Here is a 26,510-nt window from a genome sequence, read left to right on the forward strand (position 1 = left end):
GGCATGATCAGAAGATGTCCTTAATGCTCGAAATCGTATCATTATTAACGAGTGGTTTGGCCCAGATGCCAATGCTGAAAATGTAAGCCAGCGGCACAAAAAGGAATAGCATCGCCATTTGTAATCCAAACAACTCCCCCAGCCCGCCAACGATTAAAGGCACAACCGCCCCGCCCGCAATGCCGGCACACAAAATGCCCGAGAACGTTCCATGATGCCTCGGAACTGAATTCAACGCAAGCGAGAAAATCACCGAATACATGACCGAGGCAAAGAAACCGGTGATAGGAAATGCATTCATAGCAACCGCTTTTGAACCAAATAATGCGAAAGCCAATGATAAAATAGCCCCGGAAGTGAAGAAAACGAGCACTTTACGGCTATCGAATATTTTTAATAAAATCAATCCCAGAAAACACCCGATGGTAAGCAATCCCCAGAAATAGGAAATCACCGCCGCGCCGTTAGTGGCGGGATCAACATTGTGATAGGTTTGTAAAAATTGAGAGATCCAGTTGGCAATGCCCTGCTCGGTTCCTACATACGCAAAAATGCCCAAAAAGAACAGCCAGACTGATTTGTTCGCCACCAGTTCTTTAAATGAATGTCCCACATCCATACGCTCGTCTTCCAGCAGGTCCACTTTGGGAAATTTCACCAACGAAATCACCACCACCATTAACAATGCTATAACGGCAAAAACCCAATACAGGGAAACCCATTTCAGGTTTTCAGGGACAAGATTATTTAATGTATCAATTAAAAAACCGGAATTGCCTGAATGCACATTGAGCACCAGATAACTGTAAAGCATGGGGCTGAGAAATGATGCCCCGCCGAAGAAAAGCTGCGCCAGAACCGAAAAGAATGCAAATTTCTCTTCGCCGCCTGCAACCCGCAACAAGGGGTTAATGACTACTTGCAGCATGGCCATGCCAATCCCGATCAGAAAAAGAGAGCCTAGTGCAATGGCAAAGCTTGGAATAATAGCAAACAGCAGCGCTCCTAAAAAAGCAAGAAAAAAAGCCAGTAGTAACACTGGCTTTTCTCCGTATTTCTCAACCATCAGGCCTGCCGGGATTGACATAACCCCATAGGCCACAAAAAACGCAAAAGGAAGAAATCCCGCAAGGCCAATGCTCAGGCTGAAACTTTTGACGATATCCGGAATAATGGGACCCAGGATATTGGTCAAAAAAGAGATGACAAAAAATATCAGCAGGATCAGGATAACAATAAAAATATTCCTTTGCATGAGGGTTCGGGCTTACTATCCACTATTTGTGACGTGCTTACTGGGCAGCAACTACGCTAGTGCGGCTCGCTCTACCAGCCATATCAAAGCTTTTCAGCTTGATCGTTCCGGATGCTTTTACCGGCGCTTCGTAAACCGGCGATTTTGCAGTTGGCTCCGAACCGTCCGTGGTGTAGCGTATAGCAAGTCCGGGAAGTTCCACATTGGCTTTCAGCATGCCGCCTTCCACCACAGCGCCCGGCATAGGAAGCCTGTAATTATAACCTCCGTTCACAAAACTCATTCTTGGCATGTGCCGCTGCGCAATGCTGTTGGCAAAAACATTCCAGCCTTCATCGATCATTTTTTTCCGCGCTGCGTCGTCAGCCACATTCTCCCACTTGCGTTCCGCTGCCCAGGCGCTTTCTGCAAAACCCATCAATTTTGGTAAAATAGAGTATTCCATCATATCACGGCCTTTCACCGTCTCGCACCAAAGCTGCGCTTCTATTCCGATGATATTTTTCCGCGCCTCCGGTTTCAGCTGCTGCTTACCTACGAATTCCTCTTTCATAGGCTTGCCCAAAGCCGTCTGCTCCGTTGTGCGGAACATATTGAATGGTGCAAATGCCCAGTTATCGCGCGTATCCACAAATCCTCCCCAATACAAGCCTGGCTCTCTTGGGTCGTTGTTGTAAGACATATCGAAGTAAAAATTCGTCACATTGCAAAGCACAACCTGATATCCGGCATTGGCGAGGCGGTTACCCAAATCCACATCATATACATTGTTCCAAACATAAGGAACCACAGGATGGCCCACGAATTCAGGGTTAGCATTGTAAATGCCTGCATTGGTTTTGGTAAGGGCAACTTCCTCCCAGCCATGCACTTTGAGATTGCGCTTTTCCAGTCTTGGCAGCAGTTTTCTGAAAAAGTAAGTTTGCAGGTCGCGGAATTCTTTGATCTCCGGATTTTCAGCCTTTAATTTAATGGCCATAGGCGACTTGGTCCAGGCGCCTTCGGCCACCTCATCACCGCCCGTATGGAAAGTATCCATCGTCAAACCTGCCTCTTTGTACATTTTGGCAAATTCATCCACCACTTTTTCAAAGAAATGATAAGTGGATTCCCGGGCTACACTTACAGTATTGTTCTTATAAGCCTGCGCCGAAAGGTAAACGGACTTGTCTTCCGGATCAATCAACCGGTATTCGTTCGCTTCTTTCTCTTTTCCTTCCTTCATCAAACGTTCATAGCGCGCTTCCATTGACTTGATCGCTGCCAGCGCGTGACCAGGGAAATTCACTTCCGGGATCACCTTAATGTGCCTGTCGTTTGCATATTTAAGTATTTCAATAAAATCGGCACGGGTGTAATAACCACTTCCATATTTACCCTCATCATTTGCCACCGGCCCTGATCCGTAACTTGGATGCAATGCAGGAGCACCGATTCCTGACATATGCGCACGGTGCGCGCCTACCTCCGTGAGTTCAGGTAACCCGTCGATTTCAACGCGCCAGCCTTCATCCTCCGTGGTATAAAACAAAAAGTGATTGACTTTATATGACGCCAGGAGATCCAGCACGCGCTTTATAGATTCTTTTGTCTGGAAATTCCTGCCCACATCCAAATGCATGCTTCTGAAATGAAAACGCGGTGCATCCTCAACCTGAATATGCCCTAATAAGATAGATGGGGCCGGTTTTTGGTAAGATTCCGTTGGTACAAGCTGTAAAAGACTTTGAATGCCATAAAAAACGCCTGCCGCATCACTGCCCGTAATATTTACGCCGCTTGCATTAACGCCTAGCTTATACGCTTCCTTGGCAATGCCGTTTACAGATACAGTTCCTGTGTTCAAAACAATAGACGGAGCCTCGGCCGTTGTTGTGGTCGGCAGTCCCTCGCGGATCGGGAAATCTGTTCCGGTAACTGTTTTTAGTTTTTCAATCAGATATTTGGCTTCCTTTTCAAGACCTTTCTGGTAGAATACATTGGCCTTACTATCTAATGTAAATGTCTCCGTGCCGGCACTCATTTTTACCGGAGACGGAATGATCTTCAAAAGCTGCTCTGCGCCAAGCTTACTGAATTTGAGATTGTCTTTATAACGCTGCTCCGCCGTTGGAAGCGGCACAAGATCATCTTTTCCCCTCAGGATCTGCTCTTTGGCAACAAATGGTTCAACCTTGAAATCTGCAACCTGCACGATCTCCTTCTCTTTGCCTTCTTTGTCATAAAAAACAAAATACAAGCCCATTGGCGCATCCGTTTCCTTAATGACGCCTTCTGTTCCGGTATAATTTACAATGATAGAGTCACCCGGGGCAAGCTTGAAATCCTTACCCGGCACCATTTTGTACCAATCCCCATTCAAATGCTCAATGATAGCCGGCTGCGGTGTTTTATTGCGCTGGATCGGCCGAGGCGACATATTGAAAAACAATGCCCAGTTGGTGCCGTCGAGTGTAAAATCGCTGCCATTTCTAAGGGTGAATTTGGCATCGAAACTATGCGCTGGCTCTATAAAATTGGTAATGAGCTTCCACGAAATACCGATTTTTTGCGCCTGCTCTTTGGTAACGTCACCGCTGCGCGAACAGCCGGCCAGGATAAGGAAACAAAATGCAACAAGCTGATAAAGGAATATTCTCTTCATTGGGTCAGAAATACAAAGATTTGATGAGTTTTAACGGTTGCTATGCAGGCAAGCCGGATTACAGCATTAATATTACTGATAACTTAGGAAAATATACTAGTATTTCTTTCAGCAATTGCCGCAATGATCCTGGTCCGCCAACGGACCTATTTTTTACCTTCCCACATCATTAATCCTTCGATCAATGCAGTGAGCTGGGCAGTCGGCATGCCGGGTGTGAGGTACGCGTGCGGGCCCATGGGGTCGTCCTGCCAGGTGTTGTTCCCATCTGTAATGACGATTTTCCCGCGTTTTAGTCCAAAATAAGGCTGTACACCACGTACGCCGACGAGCACTGCAGTCTGGTCCCAGCTCTGGCGGCCATTGGCATCCTCCTTGCTTTTGGACATGGCCATTTGGTAAGCATCTTTAACGGGGCCTTTTAATCTTTCATTTGCAATCACATGCACACCGGTCCGGATCTCCTGCCCTATTTCAAAACCGCTGAAAATGATTTCCGTGGGCCATTCCGTGAAAACCTTCTGAGAGGCGAGTGAGTCTGCATATACATTGTATTCACGTCCTGCCGGAAATTTACCGGCCATGCTCACAAGGCCGCTTACTTTCTTCTTCACCAGGCCCAGCCCCGACAAGGGAGAATGTGCATCAGGTTTCGAATCAAGCAGATTAGCCAGGTTTGTTAAAAAACCAATAGTGACGATAGTGACGCTCTGATCCGGTTGTTTGGCTAAAATTTTACGATAAACCGTTACCGCATCTTCTGCGTCGGCGGTATTTTTGATCTTGTGCGGATACTTTTCAACCAGCATTTCGGGCCATTTTTGCGTAGCGCCAAAGGCTGGCGCTCCCGCTCCTTTCGGCGCTCCTGTTGGCAGTTCGGGTCGTCCGAAAAATGTGTTGATCAGGTCGATCGTAGGCACTACATATTCATTTTTATTGGAAGCGATCACCGCCAAAGGCCTTACTTCCCCCTTGTCTGCCAAGGCATGCATGACCGCCATGGCGCCCACATCGTCATAATCCGGGCCAATGTCCGTATCCAGAATTAATGTTTTGGGGAGCCGGCTTCCTGTTTGAGAATACACGTGGGAACAAGTTAAAAGACAAAATATCAGTATTATTTTATGCATGGCAATCATTAAGAAAAACACTTTTGCGCAAATTTAACCGCTTTAATGCTTCAAAACATGAAAGACCTGCTTTTCCTTTCCACTCACCACTTCCAGTAAATAAGTCCCGGAACCATATTCCGCGCCGGTAAGGTCCATTTTATGCTTTTGGACAAAACCCGTTGCTGCCGATTTCGACCTTTGGTACATACGGCCGCCGTTGTCATATACATTCACGGTCACCTCCGCACCCGTATTGGCCTGATAAGTGACATAAAACATGCCTGTGGAGGGATTTGGGTAAACCTGCCAGGATGGTTTATCATCAAAAAACACAGGTTTAACGCTCGAATACCGGTAACTTTTATCCGTGTCCACCATTTTTAACCGATAATAAAGCACACCCGTTTGCGATGAACGCTTGTCCGTAAATGCATAACCCTGTGTCACGTTCAAACCGCCTCGGGATATCATTTCACCCAATTTCACGAATTGATTCTGGCGGTAGGCGTCATTTCCAGCTGCTACTTCAATCTCGAAATGGTCAAAGTTTTCTTCGGAAGTAGTCTGCCATTCGAGCAAAACCGATTTATCACCATCGGCATCTTTTTTCCTGGCCGAGAAGCTGATCAGCGAAACAGGCAATGCTTCACCGGAACCGATGAAGTTTTTGGCAAGCCAGAATTCAGAGAATGTTTTTACCTTCAACTCAGCATAATAACCTCTGTCATAAGGCACTTTCTTAACATTGGCCGATGGGTGAAAAGTCCATCCGATACCCAAACTGTTATCAATGTTACCATCCTCTTTGGACAGGTCCGTGCTCTTAAACTTCGAAATTCCCAACTCATAAGCATTGGCCGGCTTGTCACAGGTGTTACAGCCCGTTGCATTTACCAAGGCCAGCGCCTCACTTTCCAGGAAATAAAGCCTTACCACGGCCGAATCGGCCAGATAGGAATTTTGCGGTTTGATTGTAAAATTTTTATCCAGATAATAATTACTGTTAGCCTGTCTGACGCCCGAAGTGTTGACATAAGCCTGCACATCCGTATTGCCGATATTTTGCCCATTGGCATTAACCGACGCCACAAGCTTATTGTTTTTCAGAAAATGCACCCAATTATTGGTGGCGGGAACATTTTGCGTAATGGGTGAACCCGTGCTTGCTTCGTCATAAATCCCATTGGCCTGGTCATAAATATGGATGTCGTCCAAAGCGATGCCTTCCCTGTTATTGAAATTATCGGCACTGAAAACAAAGCGTATCTTCAAACTGGCAAACCCCGTGGGCAACGGAATAGTAGCCACATGCCATCTTACAAAATCCTGGATGCTCCAGGACCCTTTTCCGGAGTATGTTTTGTTGTACCAACTTGTGCCCTGCCCCTGCATCCCCAGCCTCGTCCATGCACCGCCATCACCCGAATATTCCAGGTAGGCAATGTCGCACGGCACGGGGTCACAAACTTCCATATCCAGCGCCACGCTGAAACTCAGTGTGGGTGCATTCAGCCCGGTAACATTGAAGCAGGGTGATATCAGATAAGATTCTTCCCGGTCGTTGTTTGTGCCTGCAAGATTGGTTTTCCAAATATTCTTCCCGCTGGGAGCGGTATTTATTTGCGTAGAAACGGGCTTTCCGTGCTGCCAGGAGCTGTTTGTTCCTTTTGTATACCAATGGCCGTCATTGCTTTCAAAGTTTTCGAGATAAGGATAAGCGCTGATCACCGGCGCGTTATGGATTTTTACCGTCAGCGTATCATTCAACCGGTAACTATCCGTATCCAAACCAGCCCAAACCTTTATCACATGCCAGCCGTAAGCTGACAAATCCACTTTATCATTGAATGTATAGTCGATGGTCGTCCGCTTGGCCAGCGAAGCAATGGTGTCGGTGATAATGGAACCATCGTTCAGTTGCAGATAAACCGGAATGTTGGTAATGGTCCTCGCTGAGCTGTTGCGAATTTGTGCTATAACAGGTTCAGCATTGCCTAAACCGCAATTTTCGGCTGCCGGCTGCGTAACGGCCAATGTTTGAATGTCATCCGTAACCACATAAAGCATAATGTCATCAAATGAATAACCCGCCCCGGTCATGTAATCGGCGGCGATAATCTTGCCCCACTGGCCCCAGCGGACCTGAAAACTGGATGAGAAATTTTTGTTGTTCAAAGCCAGCAGTTTGCTGAGCTCGATTCCCTGCGGCATTTTATAGCCGTCCTGAGCAGAATTTTGATTTGCAAACAGGTCATAAGCTTCAATCCAGGGATCGGTGTCTGCTCCACGGATCCAGACGCGGTTGTTGGCATTGGTCTTTTGTCCGTGATTTTTGTATTTAAAATTCAACCTTACATCCACATCTTCTACATCAAAAGCGGCGAGATTGAATGTTCCGTCCAGATAACTGATGTTTCCTGCTGAAAAATAACGGTTCGCGTCGAGCGTCAACGCCCTTTGGCCCGAGGCGGCCATGCCGGTGTTCAGAAATGTCCTCAAACGTCCGGCCGTAGTGGAAGAACTGAAATCATATCTGCCGTCACCGGTGAGCCCCGTCTGACTTTTCACCCAGGTCTGAATGGGCAGGTTTTCAATGTCATCCAAAAAAGGCAAAGCGATCTGATCATTGGGCAGCTGCCTGAAACTTTTGGTAAGCGTGTCGTTGGCTGAAATCAGATCAGGCTGACTGTGGATAAAAACCTGCAAATTATAATCACGCACCTGGCTCATATCAGCGCCAATGCTGAATGTATGGTCATATGTTTTTCCTTTTTCGATAAAAGGCGATATAGTCTGCGGCGGGATGGCTTGCCCATCCAGAACATAACCTACCTCAACGGGCCCGTTAAAGTCCACATCATCCAGGTTTTTGATCCTGATCTTGACAAAAATCGCATTACCAAGCTCCGAAGAGGTGTTTTTCCGCCCAGAACCAACTGGTGTCAGTATGGATTCAATTTTTAAATCATTGTCGGAAATGGTACCGGCACAGGTCCCGCTGTCCGGCCTCCTCGAAATGGCAAGCCCTCTTCTGCCCGGATGCCCGTTGATGCGCGCCCGGACCGACATGGTATAAGTAGAATCTTTCAACATTCCGCTCAGCACATACTTGTTTTGCGTCGTGGTGCCCACAGGCATCATCTCTTCGCCTTTCAAAAGCATTATCTCGTAGTCCGTTGCGCCCGGGACGGCGGTCCAGTCAAGGGAGATGTAACCCTCACATTGCAGGCTGGATAAAGTCAGGGCCGGGATGCCGACAATGGTAAAGGCTTCGCTGCTGCTTTCGCCAACCACATTGTTATTCTTCTTGTGAATGACCTTGATTTTGGCTTGATCCGTGGTCGTCCCGGCCGGGATGGTCCAGGTTGTCTGCCTTATTGCAGCAGCCAGGTTCGCGGCAATATTTGTCCATGAGCCACCATTATTGGTTGAAAACTGAACTGTATAAGTGCTCTGTGGATCCGTAGGAGCATTCCAGCTGATGATCAAGGCATCCCCATCTTTCAATCGCTCATTACCTAGCGGGTAAGTGATGGTGGTTGCGGCAGGAATGAAATCATAAACGACGAAATACTCCTGGGAAGGGTTCTGCGGAACGGCGTGGCCATTGACCGAGATTGTGTAATTCCCTGCAGCAGGATTATTGATGGTAACCTGCTCCACATTATTGACACGGTCCGCGCCGGTCGTGGCTGTCGCATTTACTTTCGACGGCGTAGGATCGAGCAGCCTGGGAAGTGTCGGATTGTTCGATGGATCTGATACTTTCAAATCCAGGTCGTTGACCAGGTTTTGAGTAGAAAGCACTGCTGCTGCCGGATCATTATAATACAGCATTACTTTCAACTGCGCCGTTCCTGCCGGAACCTGAATGTTATGCGTTAATGTCTGCTGATGTTCAACCGACCCGCTTACGTAGTTTTTATCTTCCAGCATTTTCACAGACCGCGAAAGATCCATCCAGCCAAAGCCAAACTTATAATCCGGGCCTTCATTTCCCCTGTCCGTTGCGCCATTGCAGATCAGCGCTTTCATCAATGCATTTTTAGGATTGGCGCCGCCGTTGACCTGACGAAACCGCTCGTAAAGCAACGCCAGACCACCCGAAATCGCCGGGCTCGACATACTCGTTCCACTTCCATTAGTATAAAGGTTAGTGGGAATCGTCGACCGGACCGATGAGCCTAATGCCACAATTTCCGGCTTGATGCGCCCGTCACGCACAGGCCCGACGCTTGAATTGCTTGCGATCGCTCCTCCATCGGTCGTATTGCCGACACTGATGACGTTTTTGGCAGTCTGATAACCGCTGATCACATTGCCAAAACCCAGTGGATATGGAGAACAGGTGCCTCCACCGCTGTTACCCGCCGAAAAAACGTGTTGTAGATTGGGCAATTGAAATGCCTGTTCGTCCAGAATGCGTGAATAGAGATCGTAAATGCCGTAAGTTTCGCAATTGTTTATCTCGCCACCGTAAGAGTTATTGGTCACAACCATCCCGAAATCATTCACATACTGCGGAGAATAGGCAATGATATTGGAGAAACTTTGCGAAACAATGGTCGCTTTGGGCGCATAACCTGCATAAAGCTCGTTCATAATGCCTGCCCCGGCCATGGTTCCCATGGTATGCATGCCATGCTGCCCGGCTTCAATGGCAGCCCGGTTAATAATGCGGTTATTGAAATCAATGTGCAGCATGGGATTGGCATCATCGCCATGCCCAAGGACAACACCCTTTCCTGTCAGCTTACGGCCATTGGGTAATGTTGAATGCAGCAAACCGGCACGCCCATTTACAAGGCTCCGGTTGTTAAATGCTTTATCCTGAGCTGGTGCGGCTTGCACATACTGGACAAATGGCTGTCCGGCAAGCTCCTTAATGCGGTTATCCGGAATGCGTAAGGCAACAACCTGATAATCTTTATATTGATCCGAAATAATTTCAAAACCCTTTGCCTTCAACTGGCTGCTGATTTCCTGATAAGTAAAAGATCGGGGATAATTAATCCAGACGTCCACCGTGCCCGGCAACTTGACTGCATGAACAGGAAGCTGACCTTTGGCAAGTCCCGGCTGCATTTTTTGTTCAGGAGTTAATTCAAAAATGGCCCGTCCGTGCATCCGGGCCAACGCACTTTTATCCGAATTGCCGGCGACTGTTGCTGTATAAGCATTGTTGGGAATGTAATCCAGCAACTCAATGCCCTGCTTTTTAAGCTCATCCCGCTCCGCATTGTTCGGGATGGATTCAAACTGTATCACAACGAAAGTACGCGAACCGTCTGCCGCTGTTCTGAGATTGGCGCCTTGCTTGTTGGCGCTGATATTTTTTTCGGGAGTGAATGACCCGCTGTTTAAAAGGACCTTAAAATCCTTACCGTTCTGGGCGGTAACTGATAGGGAGGTTAGTGCGAAAAACGATAGTGTGTGGTAAAGTTTCTTCCATTCCATAACATTTTAATAATAAGTACGACAGGTAATTCTAGTGTAAATATGCTCGATTTACAAATTAATTCTAGCATTGTTTAACTAGTTACCAACACTATAAGTCAACTAATTGACATTTAGGCCAATAACACCTTCAACCGACCCTATTTGAGCATCTTATTTTTTGTGAATCCTCAGCTCACATTTTGCAGGTCACATTAATTTTGTATTTGCCTGACCACTGGGTTAACTTCGCAATTTATTTTCCACGTTACTTTTGCGTTGTCAGCAGCGCGCACAGACTCTATGAACCTATACGGCCTGATCGGATTTCCCCTGACCCACTCTTTTTCAAAGCGCTATTTCACCGACAAGTTTCTCCGTGAGAAAATCAGGGAAAGCAGCTACGAACTGTTTGAAATGAGCTCACTGGAAGGATTGCCGGCTTTATTAAAAAAGAAGACGGATCTGAAAGGTTTGAATGTGACTATTCCCTTTAAAACAGAGGTAATATCCTACCTGGATGATCTGGACGATGCTTCTGCGGAGCGTATCGGAGCCGTTAACACCATCAAAATATATGCTGACGGCAGCACAAAAGGTTTCAATACAGACTATTACGGCTTCCGACAGTCGCTGGAAGAATGGATGGACAAGCGGGGTGAAAAGTGCAGCAATTTCAGTGCATTGGTGCTAGGAAATGGCGGCGCTGCCAAAGCGGTCCAGGTTGCTTTGCAGGATATGCATATGGATTATAAGCTGGTTTCCCGCCAGAAAAGTGATGACTCCATCATGTATGAGGAATTGACGGAAGAAGTCATGAATTCATTTTTACTGATCATCAATACAACGCCGCTGGGCATGTATCCCAAAATTGAGGAGTGCCCTAATATTCCTTACCAGTTCGTTACAAAAAAGCATTATCTGTACGACCTGGTCTACAATCCTGCGGAAACATTGTTCCTGAAAAAAGGGGCTGAGAAGGGCGCAGCTGTTCAGAATGGCCTGAAAATGCTGGAACTGCAAGCAGAAAAAGCCTGGGAGATCTGGACGCAGGAAGAAAACTTGTGGAGCGTTTAAATGCGGGAATAATAGGTCCAGAGATCTTTTTCTACTTTTTCGGACGACGTAAGAATGCCGGTTGCAACAGGGGTTTTTACGCCATTACCAATAACCGGCGGGCCCTGGCAACGACGGATCTCGTCCCATAAGCCGGCCTGCAAAAACGCATTGATCACTGCGGCACCGCCTTCAACAAAAATGGACTGGATTTTACGGGCTAACAGGCTTGTGAGCATTTGTCCGATCTCGTCTGCACCCGGGTTAACTTTTAAATAACTGATGTTCAAACTGGACGAATAACGCTCTGGCGAATCCGGCAAGCTGCTCTCCTGCAAATAATTAACAACAATAGTCGGCTGTATTTTGCTGAATAAATTCAATGTCTGGGGAAGTTGCAAATGTCTGTCCAGGACAACGCGCACCGGATCACGGCCTTCCCAATTGCGAACATTCAGCCTGGGATTGTCCATTAATGCGGTTTTGTAACCAACCAAAATTGCGTCTTCCTCCGTCCGCCATTGATGCACGCGCATGTTTGAAAGCGTTCCGCTGATCCGCAGTGGCCCGCCCGTTTCCGGTCCAAGAAATCCGTCGGCCGTTTCGGCCCATTTCAGGATTACATAAGGCCTTTTCTGCTCCATAGAAGTGAAAAACCGCTTGTTGAGCGCCAAACCTTCCGCTGCCAGCACGCCGATTTCAACCTCAATCCCAGCGTCCAGCATACGCGAAATGCCTCTTCCTGACACCAGTGGGTTGGGATCATTGTTGCAAATGACCACTTTTTTGAGTCGCTTACTAATGATCAGATCCGCGCAGGGAGGCGTCTTGCCCATATGTGAGCAAGGCTCCAATGTAACATATGCCGTGGATGCGGGCAGCAAATGCGCATTTCCTTTTAATTCGGCATCCTTAACAGCCCAAACTTCCGCGTGCGGACCGCCATACTGCCGGTGCCAGCCCTCTCCTATGATTTCGCCTTCATGGACGATCACGCACCCCACCATCGGGTTAGGACTTACACTTCCCCGACCGTTGCCGGCAAGCTGCAAAGCCCGTCTCATCCATTGAATATCTGCGTCCATGCGGCAAAAATACAAACCTCCTTTTAAACTCAACTTTCGTGAGTTCCTATTATTTGCTAACTTTCCGACATTGGAATAAAAAACACCAGAAAATGACTTCGGCACGTCAGTTATATCAATATATACTAAAAGGCATTACAGTTTATCCCGAAAAAGAAGCGCAGGCAATCGCTTTTATGTTACTCGAACATTATATGCGGCTTCGCAATATTGATGTACTTGTGGACAGACCGGTTCCTGAAAACACGGCCCAGCCGGATTGGGATACGATTATCGCGCGGTTGAATGACAATGAACCCGTTCAGCATATCATCGGATCCACCGAGTTTTGCGGACTCGAATTCCGCGTTTCATCCTCCGTACTGATCCCGCGCCCCGAAACGGAAGAGCTGGTGAGAATGGTGACCCGCGATTACGCAGAACCGGACAAAAATATTTCTATTCTCGACATTGGAACCGGCAGTGGCTGCATTGCCATTGTGCTTGCACGTTTCCTGCCACACGTTTCGGTACACGCCTGGGATGTTTCGGATGAAGCCCTGGAAGTTGCCCGCGAAAATGCGCGTCAGCTCATTGCCGACGTAACTTTTGCCAAGCAGGATATGCTTAATGTCACGTTCCCGCTCCCCGGCAACATTATCCAGTTTGACTGCCTCGTGAGTAACCCGCCATATGTAACTTACTCAGAGCAGGAACATATGCGCCCGAATGTCCTTCGTTTTGAACCCCACGAAGCATTATTTGTGGAAGACAGCGACCCATTGCTGTTTTACAAAGCCATCGCAGATTTTGGCATACACCATTTAAAACCCGAAGGAAAGTGTTACGTAGAAATCAACGAGCACTTCGGAGCCGGGACCAAGCAGGTTTTTGAGGAAAGAAATTATAAGAACGTAGAAATCCTGCGCGACATCCACGGAAAAGACCGCTTCGTAAGAGCGATCTGGAAGTAAACATCCGCCGGGGGCCAAAGGAAACCGCCAACATATAGACCAATCATCAATGTATATAGAGAAAATAAAGGATGTGCTGAATGAGATGGGCAAGGTGGTTGTGGGGCAGGACAAACTGCTCAACAGGCTCCTGATAGGTCTTTTCACCGGCGGCCATATCCTGCTGGAAGGTGTACCCGGACTAGCCAAAACACTGACGATCAATGTGATGGCAAAGGTGCTGCACCTTGATTTCAAAAGGATCCAGTTTACGCCCGACCTGCTGCCCGCCGATTTGATCGGGACGATGATCTATAAGCCTAAGATTGGGGATTATGAGGTAAAAAAGGGGCCTATTTTTTCAAATATTATTCTTGCCGATGAGGTGAACCGCTCCCCTGCCAAGGTGCAGTCGGCTTTGCTGGAAGCCATGCAGGAAAAACAGGTAACGATCGGGGATGAAACTTATCTGCTCGACCGGCCATTTGTGGTGCTCGCAACGCAGAACCCGGTGGAGCAGGAAGGAACCTACCCGCTTCCGGAAGCGCAGATCGACCGTTTTATGATGAAAGTCTACGTCGATTACCTTGAAAAGGACAAAGAACTGGAAGTAATGCGCCGCATGTCGGACATTAACTATGACTACCAGATCAAACCGATCCTGAACAAAGAGGACATTTTCGCAATCCGGAACAATGTCAACAAAGTGAACATTTCGGAAACGCTTGAAAAGTATATTATCGAGCTGGTCTTTGCCACCCGCCGCCCGCTGGATTACGGGCTTCGTGATGAGGCGCGTTACATTCAGTTTGGCGTTTCTCCACGCGCAACCATTTACCTGAACCGAGCGGCAAAAGCATTAGCATACCTGGAAGGACGCGATTATGTGTTGCCGGAAGACATTAAGGAGCTTGCACCGGACATTATGAACCACCGGATTTTACTCAACTACGAAGCAGAAGCAGACGGCGTGAGAACAATGGCGATCATTGATTCCATTTTGCGGAAAGTGGCGATTGGTTAAGGGACCGGATCATGTCCGTGACCTCCCCACGGATGACATCTTGAAAACCGCTTTAAGCCCAGCCAGGTGCCTTTTACAACGCCATGCTTACTGATTGCCTCGATCATATACTGTGAACAAGTGGGCGTATAACGACAAGAATTTGGCAGGTAAGGAGACAGCACACCCTGGTAAATCCGAACCAGCCCGATGAGTAAAAATTTCATTTCGCTTCTTGTGTCAAAGTAGTATATTTGGCAATTAACATCATAAAAGCATGATTTCGTATATAATATGGAATGTCAGTCCTGAAATTTTCACTATTCCTCAAATTGGTGATTTTGGACCATTTCCTGTACGCTGGTATGGCCTCCTCTTCGCCGCCGGTTTCCTCGTTGGACAACAAGTAATGATCCATGTTTTCAAGAAAGAAGGAAAACCGCTGGAAGATATTGATTCGCTCACATTATATATGGTGCTGTCCACGGTCATTGGAGCGCGCCTCGGCCATTTCATATTTTATGAGCCGGAAGTTCTTTTCAAAAAACCGCTTGAAGTAATCCTGCCTCCCTATGCAGGTCTGGCGAGCCATGGAGCCATCATCGGGATCATAACAGGTCTCTGGCTTTATTCGCGTTCAAGAACCGCAACCGGGCAAACGTTTTTATGGGTTGCCGACAGGATGGTGATCGTGATCGCACTGGCTGGCGCATTCATCCGTTTTGGAAATTTAATGAACTCCGAAATCGTGGGTAAACCTACCGACGTTCCTTGGAGTTTTGTTTTTGTTCAAAACACCGAATTCCGTCAGATTCCCCGCCACGCCGCCCAGCTTTATGAATCCATTTCGTGTTTTATACTCTTCTTTATCCTGCTGTGGATCTGGAACAAATACAAGTCAGCAACGCCGCGTGGCTTAATGGTCGGAATTTTCTTCGTTTGGGTCTTCACCTTACGTTTCCTCTACGAATTCCTGAAAGAAAACCAGGAAGCCTTCGAAGCCAATTATCTGCTGAATATGGGTCAGATTCTGAGTATACCAGCCGTATTACTTGGTTTATATTTTATTTACCAGTCCAGAAAATCAACGCATCAACTGGCCGGATAATTTAATATTGAATCTAAAAACCCGTCAAGATGAAAACATCGTTTATGCTGTCGTTGGTGCTTGCGTCTGCCATGCTTTTGAGCAGCTGCGGAGGGAAGCAGGAAGAGAAAGAAGGGGCTGAGCAGGAAGGAGCTGAGCAGGAGGCTGATAAATCTGCTGTTGATGCATTGGAGGCATTCGCCGATAAAGCAAAAGAAATGGGAAGCCGCGAAGCGGTTGACCCGATTGATTTTCGGAAACTGAAAGAGCTCATGCCTGAAAAAATTGCCGGCATGTCCCGCACGGAAGCCACTGGCGAAAAATCCGGCGCGATGGGTTTCACTGTGTCCACGGCCAGCGCAAAATACAAAGGTGAAGGCGACGAAAATCTGAACATTGAAATCGTAGATACAGGAGGCATTGCCGGTGTATCGACCATGGCACTTGCAGGCTGGTCGATGGCGGAAATTGATAAAGAAACGACCACCGGATACGAAAAAACGACAAAAATAGAGGGTTATAAAGCATTTGAAAAATACGACAACGAAGGCAAATCCGGGGAAGTAAATGTGCTGGTAGCCGACCGTTTCGTCGTCAATGTGCAGGGCGACCACATTACGGTGGATCAGCTTAAAAACGCACTGAAAGATCTGGATCTCGCCAAATTAGGCAATTTGAAATAAAAAAAGCAGAAGCAATCACGCTTCTGCTTTTTTTAAGACCGTTTGAAAAGCTTTAATACGCTGTCGCAAAATCCACCTTTTCTCTCAGGATCTGCTTCGCCTTAACCAGCTGGTTTTTCACTGTATTTTTAGAGATCCTCAGAAACTCTGCGATCTCCTGGTAAGATTTCCCTTCTTCAATATTCAGTTTTAATATTTGCCTTCTTTTCACCGAAAGCGAATCCACAGCCGCTACAACCAGGCTGATCCTTCTTTCTCCCTCTTCCTTTTCATCTTCATCCGCCATTCTGATGGCTTCCATGTAATTCTTACGTAACAGCTCGCTTTTTTCGATCTTCTTGAAATGATCGAAAGCCATATTCCGCAGGCAGGTAAACAGGTAAGAATTGAAGTTATACTCGGGCTTAATGTGATCTCTTTTCACCCAAATTTTAATAAAAACATCCTGAACCATGTTTTCCGCCTCTTCTTCATCTTTCAGCAAAGACGTGGTAAAACGCAAAGCAGGAGTTTTATAGTAATTGTAAAGTTCAGCAAAAGCCTGTTCGTCGCCTTGCGTTACTTTTCTCAGGATATTTTCGTCAGGATAGGCCACGGTTGTAGAGTTTATCGAATTATATATAGGGTTAGCACGTACATTCAACAGAGAAAATGTTTCTTTTACAACTTTATTTCTTGATATAGTAACATTGCACCATTATCAAAGATTACATCGTTTCAAAATCGATATAAAATTGACTATCAGGACATTTTCTAAAATTTCATTGGTCAAAACATTACCAAAGCAATTGCAAATTTTGCTTTTCTTCGATGCGGCAAAGTTTTATGTTGAGCGGCTTATTCGTAATTCTTTCATAAATCTACGCTTAGATTTTGAAATCCAAATCGCAAAATGCGTAAAAATATCTTCAATTTGCGCAATCCAATTTTATTAATATTTAGTTAAACAAACCGCGCTCAGCCGTTATATATACTCATTATCAATCATTTCTTAGCAGAATCTACTATTGAAAACTAATTTTTTACGCAGGGGCCAACAGAGCCTGTTAACAATTTTATAACATTTCAGGAAAATGCCGTGAGCGCGGATAGCCTGTCATTTGTGATCAGGAGTATTATATTCCAAAAGCCGAATCGTTATCCATGGACCAAAGCCGCATTCAACATATCATCGAAACAATATCCTCAGTGAAAATCGCCGTCTATGGCGACTTCTGCCTCGATTCCTATTGGATTATGGATGAACGTGGATCGGAAGTTTCGATTGAAACCGGCCTGCAGGCCCAGGCTGTTACCAGACATTACTATACGCCGGGCGGCGCTGCCAATGTTGTAGCCAATTTGTCCGCGTTGAAACCCGCCGGGATCCGGGTGATCGGGACCATCGGAGACGATATGCAGGGAAGGGAATTGAGGTCACAACTGGAAAATTTGGGAGCCGAAACAACTGCGCTTTTTATTCAGAAAGAACATTTCAATACATATAGTTACCTGAAAAGGATCATTGACGGAAAGGAGGAACCCCGCATTGATTTCGGCGTATATAATGAACGCAGCGACGAAACGGATCAAAAGCTCCTTGCAGCGATCGAACAGGCTTTACAGGAATCGGATGCACTGATTTTCAATCAGCAAGTCACGGGAAGCATTAATAATGAACACTTTATAGATCAGGCTAATGCACTCTTCGCGAGATACAGCGACAAGATCGTGATGCTCGATTCCAGGCATTTTAATGATCGTTTTGAAAATACGTATCTCAAATGCAACGACCGGGAAATAGCGTCGTTGAATGGCGAACTTGTAAATCCCGGCGATAATGTTCCGATCACGGAGGTAAAAAAATATGGTCGCGCGGTTTACGAAAAATACAAAAAGCCGGTGTTTGTGACTTGCGGCGAACGCGGAATAATCGCATTTGATCAAACGGGTGCCCGGGAAGTCCATGGAATCCAGCTCAAAAGCAAACTGGACACGGTTGGCGCAGGCGATACGGCCATCAGCGCCATCACGCTTTGCCTTGCGGCCGGTTTCCCTTCCGTTGAAGCCGCCACATTCGGCAATTTCGCGGCAGCCGTCACGGTTCAGAAATTGTACACCACCGGCACAGCCAATGCCCGGGAAATTCTCTCAGTAAGCCAGGATCCTGATTTTATCTACAATGCTGATCTTGCAGAAAACGAACGAAGTGCCGTGTTTTTACAGGATACTGAGGTTGAACTATGCGAACCGGGCGTGCTGGAAAAGCTGGGCCAGATCCGCTATGCTGTTTTCGATCACGACGGAACGATCAGTTCGCTGCGGCAGGGCTGGGAAGAAATTATGGAACCGGTCATGATGAAGGCCATTCTGGGCGACCATTACAATACAATCGACGCCAATGCTTTCCATAAGGTTTTGGGCCAGGTAAAAGAGTTCATCCATAAAACGACTGGCATTCAAACGATTTACCAGATGGAAGGTTTGGTGAACCTTGTTCGGGAAGCGGGATATGTGCCTGAGCAGGATATTCTGGACAAATTCCAGTACAAAGCATTATATAATGATGGCCTGATGGAAATGGTCATCAAGCGGATGGAGAAGTTGGCTGCAGGAGAACTCGGACAGGAAGATTACACCATGAAAGGCGCCGTTGCCTTCTTGCAGGAGCTGAAAGAACGAGGTGTAACCATGTATCTCGCCAGCGGAACAGACGCCGAAGATGTTAAGCATGAAGCTGAAATGCTTGGCTATGCACATCTTTTCGACGGCGGCATTTACGGTGCATTGAAGGATTACACCAAGTTTTCCAAAAAAATGATCATCGAAAAGATCATTAAGGACAACAACCTGAACGGAAATGAACTGGCCGTTTTTGGCGACGGGCCTGACGAAATCCGTGAAGGCAGGCGCGCTGGCGGCATTGCGGTGGGCATTACCAGCAATGAGGTTCAGCGTTTCGGTCACAATCCGGCAAAACGGCCGCGTCTGGTCAAAGCAGGTGCACATTTGCTCATTCCCGATTTTTCCCAATACAAGAAACTCATAACCCTCCTCTTTCAGGAAAATGTAAAATACGCGGACGCATGAGCTGCTACGCGGAAAGATTTTTAAAAAACTGCCTTTTGCTGGTCTCCTTCGTACTGGCTGTTTCCTGTAAAAAGGAGCAGCCTGACAGATCCGCAAATGTCAGTTGTCAAGACAAACCTTTTATCCAGGAATTCCATGAAGCATTTCGCGTAGGAAGCGGAAATGCCGAAAACGAGGTAAGGAGCATTGCGGTCGATCAGGAATCTGCGATCTGGATAGCAACAGCAGCCGGCATTTTTCAAAAAAAGAAGGATAGTCGCGACTGGTCCAGCATCATAAGCGGAAGCGACAACGGTCCCGCTTATGACGTAGAATCAGATGCCAAGGGCATAATGTGGCTCGGAACCTGGAACGGACTACTCTCTTATAAAGCGGGGAGACTGGAAAGAGTAAGCGGACCAGAAGGCCCTGTCTCGGCCATTTGTGCAGCAAAAGAAGGCATATACGCATTGGGGCCGAGAGGTTTTTGGCTCAACGAAGGAAAAGGTTTCCATAAAATGGACGGCAACATTTCCAGGTCTGTCCGGGATGTGATTTCAGATCAAAACAAAGGCCTATGGCTTGCTACGGATGTAGGATTGTATCATTGGACAAAAACCGGTTTAACCCATTACTATAAAACCGACGCATTGATCAGCGGTTATGCCAAGGGCCTGGCGCTGGATGGGAACAATAAACTTTGGGTCGGTGGACTGGGTGGTGTAACAATCCGTGGTTTGGATAAAAAAGAAAAAGAACTTAAACCTGAAAATGGCATCCCATCCGTCTACGTTACATCCGTCCGTTATGCGCCTGACAGCTCCATGTGGGTAGGCACGCAGGCAGGCATTGTACGTTTCAGGCCTGATGGCAGCCATTCGTTATTGTTTTCCAGGCGCTGGTTAATGGATGACCAGGTTAATAAAATCGCATTTGACAAGGAAGGAACGGCATGGATCGCAACGCCAAAGGGTGTGAGCGCGATCCGGAAGAGAACGATGACATTGGCACAAAAAAGTGACTCTTTCTACGATATATTAATGAAAAGGCACATGCGTGCCCCCTGGATTGCCGGTCAGGCACATTTGCGGATTCCCGGCGATACAACTTCGTGGCAGCCCGAAGATGATGATAATGACGGCGAATACACAGGAAATTACCTCGCCATGGAAAGTTTCAGATACGCTGCCACAAAAAGCCCGGAAGCAAAAGCTAATGCTGAGAAGGCATTTGGTTTCCTGAAATTATTGCAGGAAGTGACGGATACGGATGGCTTTTTCGCCAGAACTATCGTCCCATCGGATTGGAAAAACGTGCACGACGCCAACCGGACTTTCACTGAAAGAGAAAAAGCGGATGAACTCGTGAAAGAGCCGCGTTTCAAGCCTGTGGAAGTACGCTGGCACAAATCCAGAGATGGAAAGTGGCTCTGGAAAGGTGATACAAGCAGCGATGAAATGTGCGGACATATGTTTGGCTACTATTTCTACTACACATTGGTGGCGGATCCGAACGAGAAAAAGGTCATAGCAACGCATATTGCAAGGATTGTGGATCATTTAATGAAAAATAACCTGAATCTGACAGACGTCGACGGCACACATACACGCTGGTCCGTCTGGTCACCCGACAAGCTCAACCGGGATCCCGAATGGCTTCCCGACCGCAACCAGAATTCGATGGAGTTGCTCGCTTTCATAAAGCTGGCCTATCACGTAACTGGCAATAAAAAGTATGAAAATGAGTACATAAGGCTCATAAAGGATGAGAAATATCTTGAAAATATGGGAGAAGTCACGAACCAGAACCCTGCCTGGTTTATTTACTTCGACGTGGTTTTGCAAGCTTACCTTTATCCGATTTTGCTCAAATGCGAGAAAGATCCTGAGCGCCTGAATTTTTACAAAGCACATTTGAACAAATGGTTTGAAAAACGAAAAGCAGACCATAACCCGCTCATTAACTTCATATATAGCTATTCGTCAGGCCAGAAAGCAGAGCTGGATAACTCCATCGATTTCCTCGTGGACACGCCACTGGATTTAATCGACTGGCCAATTGACCATAGCAAAAGAGAAGACCTGAAAATTGTAAGAACGCCGGTTCTGGAAGATCAGCAGGTGGATGCATTGCAGCCCGCCAGTATCCGTATGACCGTACGTTGGGATAAAAATCCCTGGACAATGGCTGGTGGCAACCCGCAAGTGGAACGGGAGCCGGTATTTTGGCTGCTACCTTACTGGATGGGCCGTTATATGAACATGATCAAATGATTAGTATGAAAATATTCTTTCCGTTTTTGTTAATGCTGCTGTATGTAACAGCCACTTTTGCTCAAAACAGTGCCGTCAAACAGCAAATGCTCATTTTTCCACAACAAGAACAGCACGTTCATGGGAGCAGCATTGTGAGCTTACCAAACGGCGACTTCCTCGTTGCCTGGTTCCAGGGAAGCGGCGAGCGCACGGCCGACGATGTGCGCATTATGGGTTCAAGATTAAAAAAGGGAGCTAAAAATTGGAGTGAGCCATTCCTGTTGGCCGATACGCCGCACATTCCCGATTGCAACCCAGTTCTATTCCTGAATGCACAGGGTAAGCTGTTCCTGGTTTGGATTGCCGTGCAGGCTAACCTGTGGGAACAGTCTATTTTAAGAACAAAAACGACAACCGATTACAACGGCGACGGCGCACCGAACTGGACCTGGCAGGACAATATTCTACTCAAACCCGATGACAAATTTGCTGTCGAAGTCGCGAAAAAGTTTAAAGATCTGCCTGCAAATCACGCAGGATGGGCCGGGTACGCACCCAGATACGACGGCATGATCCAGGAGGCAGCAAAAGATCCTGTAAAACGGAGCATTGGCTGGATGACCAGGATCAAACCATTGCTAATGGAAAGCGGAAGAATCGTACTACCGCTCTACTCCGACGGCTATAACCTTTCCTTAACAGCCATTTCGGAAGATCACGGCGCAACCTGGCGCCCGGGGCTGCCCATTGTAGGCCGCGGCCCCATCCAACCGGCATTGGGATTGAAAAAGAATGGTAATCTGGTTGCCTTCATGCGCGACAGCGGTGACCCGCCTACACGCGTACATTACAGCGAATCCTCAGACAAGGGCGAAAGCTGGACAGCAACGCGAAAAACAGACATCCCTAACACCGCCAGTGTAGAATTTCTGGTTTTGAATGATGGTAAATGGGCTTTTCTGGGTAACGACATCGATGACGGACGTTATGAACTAACCCTCCGGATTTCCGCAGATGAAGGCAAAACCTGGAAACGCGGCTGGATCGAAAACGATAAATCCAAAAAAGGCGGCTACTCCTACCCTTCGCTCATTCAGACTGCCGACGGCCTGTTGCATATGACCTATTCCTACCATCCGGAAAAAGGCAAAAAATCAATCAAATATGTAGTGGTAGATCCGAAGTTATTATGAAGATCAGGCGGAAGCGGAAAGTCCGCTTCATGCCAGCACAAAGAATACAATACTAAACCTATAAATAGTTAATGCTTAAAACCCCCAACCTCCGTTTCCTGCCGTTGATTTTTCTCTTGATGACACTATCCTTCGGTAAGAATTCCGCACAGACCGTCCATCAGGATAAGCCATTCAAACAGGATTACAGCATCAAATTCTACGCTAATGAGAGCATGAATTTGCAGCAGGTCATTGCCGACCGGAATGAGAATATGCAGATCCTGGGCAAGGATGGCTTGCTGCATCCCGAAAATGGACAGTTTTTACATCCGGGAAGCATTCGCGCAGATAATTCCTATCGGTTTATGAAGGACAAAAAGATCGCCGCAATCGCAAGCTACCAGGACCAGCATGTATATCTGACCGAATCCTTCATCCTCAGCAACGCCTGGGCCGGAACGCTCCTTTCGAAACATACATTGCCCAAAGCCAGCATTTTTGCCGGCGGCAACAACTTTGCTTTCCTGATATCGGATGGCAAGTCGCTGCAACTGGTTCAGGATTCAAAGAACATCTGGAGTGGAAATCTGCCCGATGACGAGGTTTTGGACATTGTTTTTCAAAGTACAGGAAATCAGTTCTGGATACTGGGAAGGAAATCGCTTTATAATCTTCCGGTTGGAAATAATGTGTTGACCAAGGCTTTTTCAGGGAACAATTTCACGGCTTTTGACCTCGCTAATAAAGAAAAGAGCATTATAATCGGAACCAGCGATGGCTATCATGTTTTTGATATAACCTCAAAAAAACAAACCGGGACTATCCACAACAAGCTTCCCGTCAATAAGATAACAGCCGTAAAAGAGGTGAATAACCGTATCTGGTTTGGTTCAGACGAGGGTGCATTTGCACTCCGGGCTGATAATAAGTTCGATTACTATTATGGTGAGCGCTGGCTGCCGGGCAATAAGGTCGTTGACATTGCAGAAGGGGCTCAAAATTCAGTTTTGATATTGACGAACAAAGGGTTAGGCCAGATTAATTTCAAATCGATGTCGCTTGAAGAAAAAGCTTTGCATTTTGAAAAACAAGTAAGGCAGCGGCACATCAGAAACGGGTTTAATGCCTCACTGGTTAACATGGACCACGGAAATGTTGCGACGGGTTTTATGGAAGATTCTGATAATGACGGACTTTGGACTTCCATGTATCTGGGCGGCGAAATTTTCCGCTACGCCGTGACAAAAGATCCCGAAGCACTGCAAAATTGTCGGGAATCCTTGGACGCTTTGGAAAGATTGTACTCGGTAACCGGCATTCCCGGCTTTCCGGCGCGCTCTTTTGAGCGATCGGGGCACATTAAGGAGCTAAGCGACAGCGAGCGTTGGCAGCATTCCGCTGAAAAAGAATGGGATTGGAAATCGACCACCAGCAGCGATGAAGTGATCGGGCATGTGTTCGCATTCGGTGCTATGGCTGAGCTTGTCGATGATCCGTCTATGAAGAAACGGGCGGTTGCACTGATCGACACATTGATGTCTCACATCGTTAAAAATAATCTATATCTGATAGATTTTGATGGAAAACCGACCATGTGGGGCAAATGGAACCCTGAGTATGTGAATGCTTTTCCAATCAATGTTGGAGACCGGAAGCTGAATTCTTCCAACATTGTATCCATGCTGCAGACGGCTTATCATTTTACAAAAAAAGAAAAATACAAAGCCAAAGCTTTTGAACTGATGAACAAGCATGGCTATTTCGAGAACATGATGCGTTCCATGAAAGTGATCGGACAAGCCCCGGCAGACGCGGATGAGCATAGTAAGCACATGTCCGACGGCTGGAACCATTCTGATGATGAAATGTATTTTGTGGGTTACTGGGGGCTTTATCGCTACGCACTTAATGATACGCTGAAAGCAAGATACAAGCAGCAGATCCTGGATCACTGGCAGGTTGAGCGTCCTGAAAAAGAGGGCGCCTGGAACATTTTCACAGCAATGACCGGAGCAAAAGATTTCGATCTGAAAGAAGCGGTCTGGTATTTACAGGAACATCCGCTCGACCTGATCGACTGGAACATCAAAAACAGCCATCGAAAAGACATTGAGTTGATTGAACCCAACTTCCGCAGGCAAACCACCAAGGAAGTGCTCCCGCCCGACGAGCGCCAGGTTCAGCGCCACAATGCCAATATGTTCAGCCTGGACCGGGAAGGCCGAAATGGTGACGGTGAGTATAGCGCGGGTGATATCTGGCTTTTGCCCTACTGGATGGGGCGCTATCTCGGGGTCATCAGCGCACCACAAAAATAGCTCCATGCAATTTCAACGTTATTTTTCAATCACAATAATGCTATTCTCAATGCTGTCTTGCCAAACGGAATCCTATCTGCAGGAGAAACAGGTTACCCAGGATTACGGTTATCATCACGATCTGGACAATAACGACAACTTTTCACCCGACGGGAAATGGTTGGTTTATGACACACGGACAGACAGCGGCGGCATTGCGGAATCAGCTAAGATTGAGAAAGTAAACATTGAAACAGGTGAGAAAAAGGTTTTGTTTGAAATAAAAAACAATCAAATATGGGGGCCGGGAGCTGGCGCTGTCAGTTATAGCCCGGTCCGGCAAGCCGTTGTTTTTATTCATGGGCTGGCTAATAGCACAAAGGAAAATCCATATCAGCAATGGCGCAGAACAGGCGTGATCATTGAAGACGCAAACCCGAACGTTCCGATTTATATGGACGCCCGGGACGTGACTTTTCCATTCACGCCCGGCGCATTACGCGGCGGCACGCACCGGCACGAATGGAGCGGCGACGGAAAATGGATCGGTTTTACTTATAATGATGCCATCCTGAAAGCGCTTGAAGATGCTTCGGGACAAAAGCGAAACCTGCGCACAATAGGCGTTTCCACAAAAATAAGGCAGGTAAATGTCGACAAAAATGAAGAAAACGTCTCCGGTGAGTGGTTCAGCGCATTGGTAGTTCGTGTTGTTCCAAATCCCGAACCAGGAAGCGATCAGATCAGCCATGCAGCAGGCGACAGCTGGGTCGGGACGAATGGTTATTTGTTAAAAAACGGCGAGAAGCAGCTTGCAAGAGCATTTATTGGTGTTGTAAAAAATAAAAACGGCCAGGATGTGAGCGAAGTTTTTATCGTCGATATTCCCAACGACATTACGCAGCCCGGCGAACTTGGGCCATTGGAAGGAACAAAAGATGATTTCCCGATGCCTCCCAAAGGAGCAAGCCAAAGGAGAGTGACATTCACTGCTGAAACCGAATTTCCAGGATGCACCGGCATTGTGCGGTCGTCACCGGACGGAACTTCGCTTGCCTATTTGGCAAAAGATAAAAATGGTGTTGAGCAGATCTTCCTGATCTCACCATTGGGCGGGGAGCCGCGTCAGCTTACTGCACACGGATCTAATGTTTCGGGGAACGTAAGATGGCGTCCGGACGGGAAAGCGGTGGGTTACATTCACGAGGGAAGTATTTCAATTTGCAAGATTGGCGACGCGCCTTTTGAACAAAGATTCGTAAAAATCACGCAGCCTACCAATCCCGCGCCGTCTAATTTGGTGTGGTCTCCCGACGGTAAGACATTAGCATTCAATCGTTTGGTACAAAAAGAAGGCAAGCCTGCTTCTCAGCAGATATTTGTCATTGAAGTGAAGATGTAGGGGAAAGCGCAAACAATCGCGTCTGCATATTTATAACTTA

The 26,510-nt window shown here is 47.0% G+C and carries 17 protein-coding genes; 10 read left to right on the forward strand and 7 right to left on the reverse strand.

Annotation, left to right across the window (positions count from 1 at the left end; all coding sequences use genetic code 11):
- Positions 1 to 7: 7 nt before the first annotated feature.
- The 4 genes from NFI80_RS15505 to NFI80_RS15520 all read right to left on the reverse strand — a co-directional run bounded on the left by NFI80_RS15505 (position 8) and on the right by NFI80_RS15520 (position 10,468).
- The gene (locus NFI80_RS15505; protein ID WP_235156865.1) at positions 8 to 1,255 is read right to left on the reverse strand and encodes an MFS transporter; all 1,248 of its coding nucleotides are present in this window, start codon (positions 1,253 to 1,255) and stop codon (positions 8 to 10) included.
- 37 nt (positions 1,256 to 1,292) lie between these two features.
- Positions 1,293 to 3,899 carry a family 20 glycosylhydrolase gene (locus tag NFI80_RS15510; protein WP_235165125.1) on the reverse strand — a complete coding sequence of 869 codons (2,607 nt, stop codon included), beginning with the start codon at positions 3,897 to 3,899 and terminating at the stop codon, positions 1,293 to 1,295.
- Between the two features lie 146 nt (positions 3,900 to 4,045).
- Positions 4,046 to 4,984 carry a nucleoside hydrolase gene (locus NFI80_RS15515; protein WP_235165126.1) on the reverse strand — a complete coding sequence of 313 codons (939 nt, stop codon included), beginning with the start codon at positions 4,982 to 4,984 and terminating at the stop codon, positions 4,046 to 4,048.
- An 87-nt stretch (positions 4,985 to 5,071) separates the two neighbouring features.
- Positions 5,072 to 10,468 (reverse strand): S8 family serine peptidase, encoded by a 5,397-nt coding sequence (locus NFI80_RS15520; protein WP_235165127.1) that lies wholly within the window; start codon positions 10,466 to 10,468, stop codon positions 5,072 to 5,074.
- A gap of 282 nt (positions 10,469 to 10,750) precedes the next feature.
- Here NFI80_RS15520 and NFI80_RS15525 point away from each other — a divergent pair, with 282 nt between their 5' ends.
- A complete protein-coding gene (locus tag NFI80_RS15525) occupies positions 10,751 to 11,524 on the forward strand; it encodes a shikimate dehydrogenase family protein (protein ID WP_026631212.1) in 774 nt (257 codons plus the stop codon).
- Here the strand turns inward: NFI80_RS15525 and ribD are convergent.
- Positions 11,521 to 12,588: a bifunctional diaminohydroxyphosphoribosylaminopyrimidine deaminase/5-amino-6-(5-phosphoribosylamino)uracil reductase RibD gene (gene ribD / locus NFI80_RS15530; protein ID WP_235165128.1), complete on the reverse strand. Its 1,068-nt coding sequence runs from the start codon at positions 12,586 to 12,588 to the stop codon at positions 11,521 to 11,523. The genes NFI80_RS15525 and ribD overlap by 4 nt on opposite strands.
- A gap of 92 nt (positions 12,589 to 12,680) precedes the next feature.
- Between ribD and prmC the strand changes: the two genes are divergently transcribed.
- Entirely contained in the window at positions 12,681 to 13,541 is an 861-nt protein-coding gene (gene prmC, locus NFI80_RS15535; RefSeq protein WP_233796323.1) for a peptide chain release factor N(5)-glutamine methyltransferase, read from the forward strand.
- 49 nt (positions 13,542 to 13,590) lie between these two features.
- On the forward strand, positions 13,591 to 14,544 hold the full coding sequence (locus NFI80_RS15540; protein ID WP_026631209.1) for an AAA family ATPase: 954 nt from the start codon (positions 13,591 to 13,593) through the stop codon (positions 14,542 to 14,544).
- Here the strand turns inward: NFI80_RS15540 and yidD are convergent.
- A complete protein-coding gene (gene yidD / locus NFI80_RS15545) occupies positions 14,541 to 14,750 on the reverse strand; it encodes a membrane protein insertion efficiency factor YidD (RefSeq protein ID WP_233795134.1) in 210 nt (69 codons plus the stop codon). The genes NFI80_RS15540 and yidD overlap by 4 nt on opposite strands.
- Before the next feature lie 50 nt (positions 14,751 to 14,800).
- Between yidD and lgt the strand changes: the two genes are divergently transcribed.
- Positions 14,801 to 15,631, forward strand: coding sequence for a prolipoprotein diacylglyceryl transferase (lgt, locus tag NFI80_RS15550; RefSeq protein ID WP_233795133.1), 831 nt, complete (start codon positions 14,801 to 14,803; stop codon positions 15,629 to 15,631).
- Between the two features lie 29 nt (positions 15,632 to 15,660).
- Positions 15,661 to 16,293: a hypothetical protein gene (locus NFI80_RS15555; RefSeq protein WP_235165129.1), complete on the forward strand. Its 633-nt coding sequence runs from the start codon at positions 15,661 to 15,663 to the stop codon at positions 16,291 to 16,293.
- Positions 16,294 to 16,345: 52 nt separating this feature from the next.
- Here NFI80_RS15555 and NFI80_RS15560 read toward each other — a convergent pair whose 3' ends face one another.
- On the reverse strand, positions 16,346 to 16,888 hold the full coding sequence (locus NFI80_RS15560; RefSeq protein ID WP_235156858.1) for an RNA polymerase sigma factor: 543 nt from the start codon (positions 16,886 to 16,888) through the stop codon (positions 16,346 to 16,348).
- Positions 16,889 to 17,481: 593 nt separating this feature from the next.
- Here NFI80_RS15560 and NFI80_RS15565 point away from each other — a divergent pair.
- The 5 genes from NFI80_RS15565 to NFI80_RS15585 all read left to right on the forward strand — a co-directional run bounded on the left by NFI80_RS15565 (position 17,482) and on the right by NFI80_RS15585 (position 26,470).
- Entirely contained in the window at positions 17,482 to 19,362 is a 1,881-nt protein-coding gene (locus NFI80_RS15565) for a PfkB family carbohydrate kinase (protein WP_235165130.1), read from the forward strand.
- The gene (locus NFI80_RS15570; RefSeq protein ID WP_235156856.1) at positions 19,359 to 21,614 is read left to right on the forward strand and encodes a ligand-binding sensor domain-containing protein; all 2,256 of its coding nucleotides are present in this window, start codon (positions 19,359 to 19,361) and stop codon (positions 21,612 to 21,614) included. Before NFI80_RS15565 ends, NFI80_RS15570 begins: the two co-directional genes overlap by 4 nt.
- Positions 21,615 to 21,619: 5 nt before the next feature.
- Positions 21,620 to 22,789, forward strand: coding sequence for a sialidase family protein (locus tag NFI80_RS15575; RefSeq protein WP_235156855.1), 1,170 nt, complete (start codon positions 21,620 to 21,622; stop codon positions 22,787 to 22,789).
- Positions 22,790 to 22,860: 71 nt separating this feature from the next.
- Positions 22,861 to 25,089, forward strand: coding sequence for a ligand-binding sensor domain-containing protein (locus NFI80_RS15580; RefSeq protein WP_235165131.1), 2,229 nt, complete (start codon positions 22,861 to 22,863; stop codon positions 25,087 to 25,089).
- A 49-nt stretch (positions 25,090 to 25,138) separates the two neighbouring features.
- On the forward strand, positions 25,139 to 26,470 hold the full coding sequence (locus NFI80_RS15585; protein WP_235165132.1) for a DUF3748 domain-containing protein: 1,332 nt from the start codon (positions 25,139 to 25,141) through the stop codon (positions 26,468 to 26,470).
- Positions 26,471 to 26,510 lie beyond the last annotated feature (40 nt).

Origin of the sequence: Dyadobacter chenhuakuii, from assembly GCF_023821985.2 — a bacterium.
Lineage (GTDB): Bacteria > Bacteroidota > Bacteroidia > Cytophagales > Spirosomataceae > Dyadobacter > Dyadobacter chenhuakuii.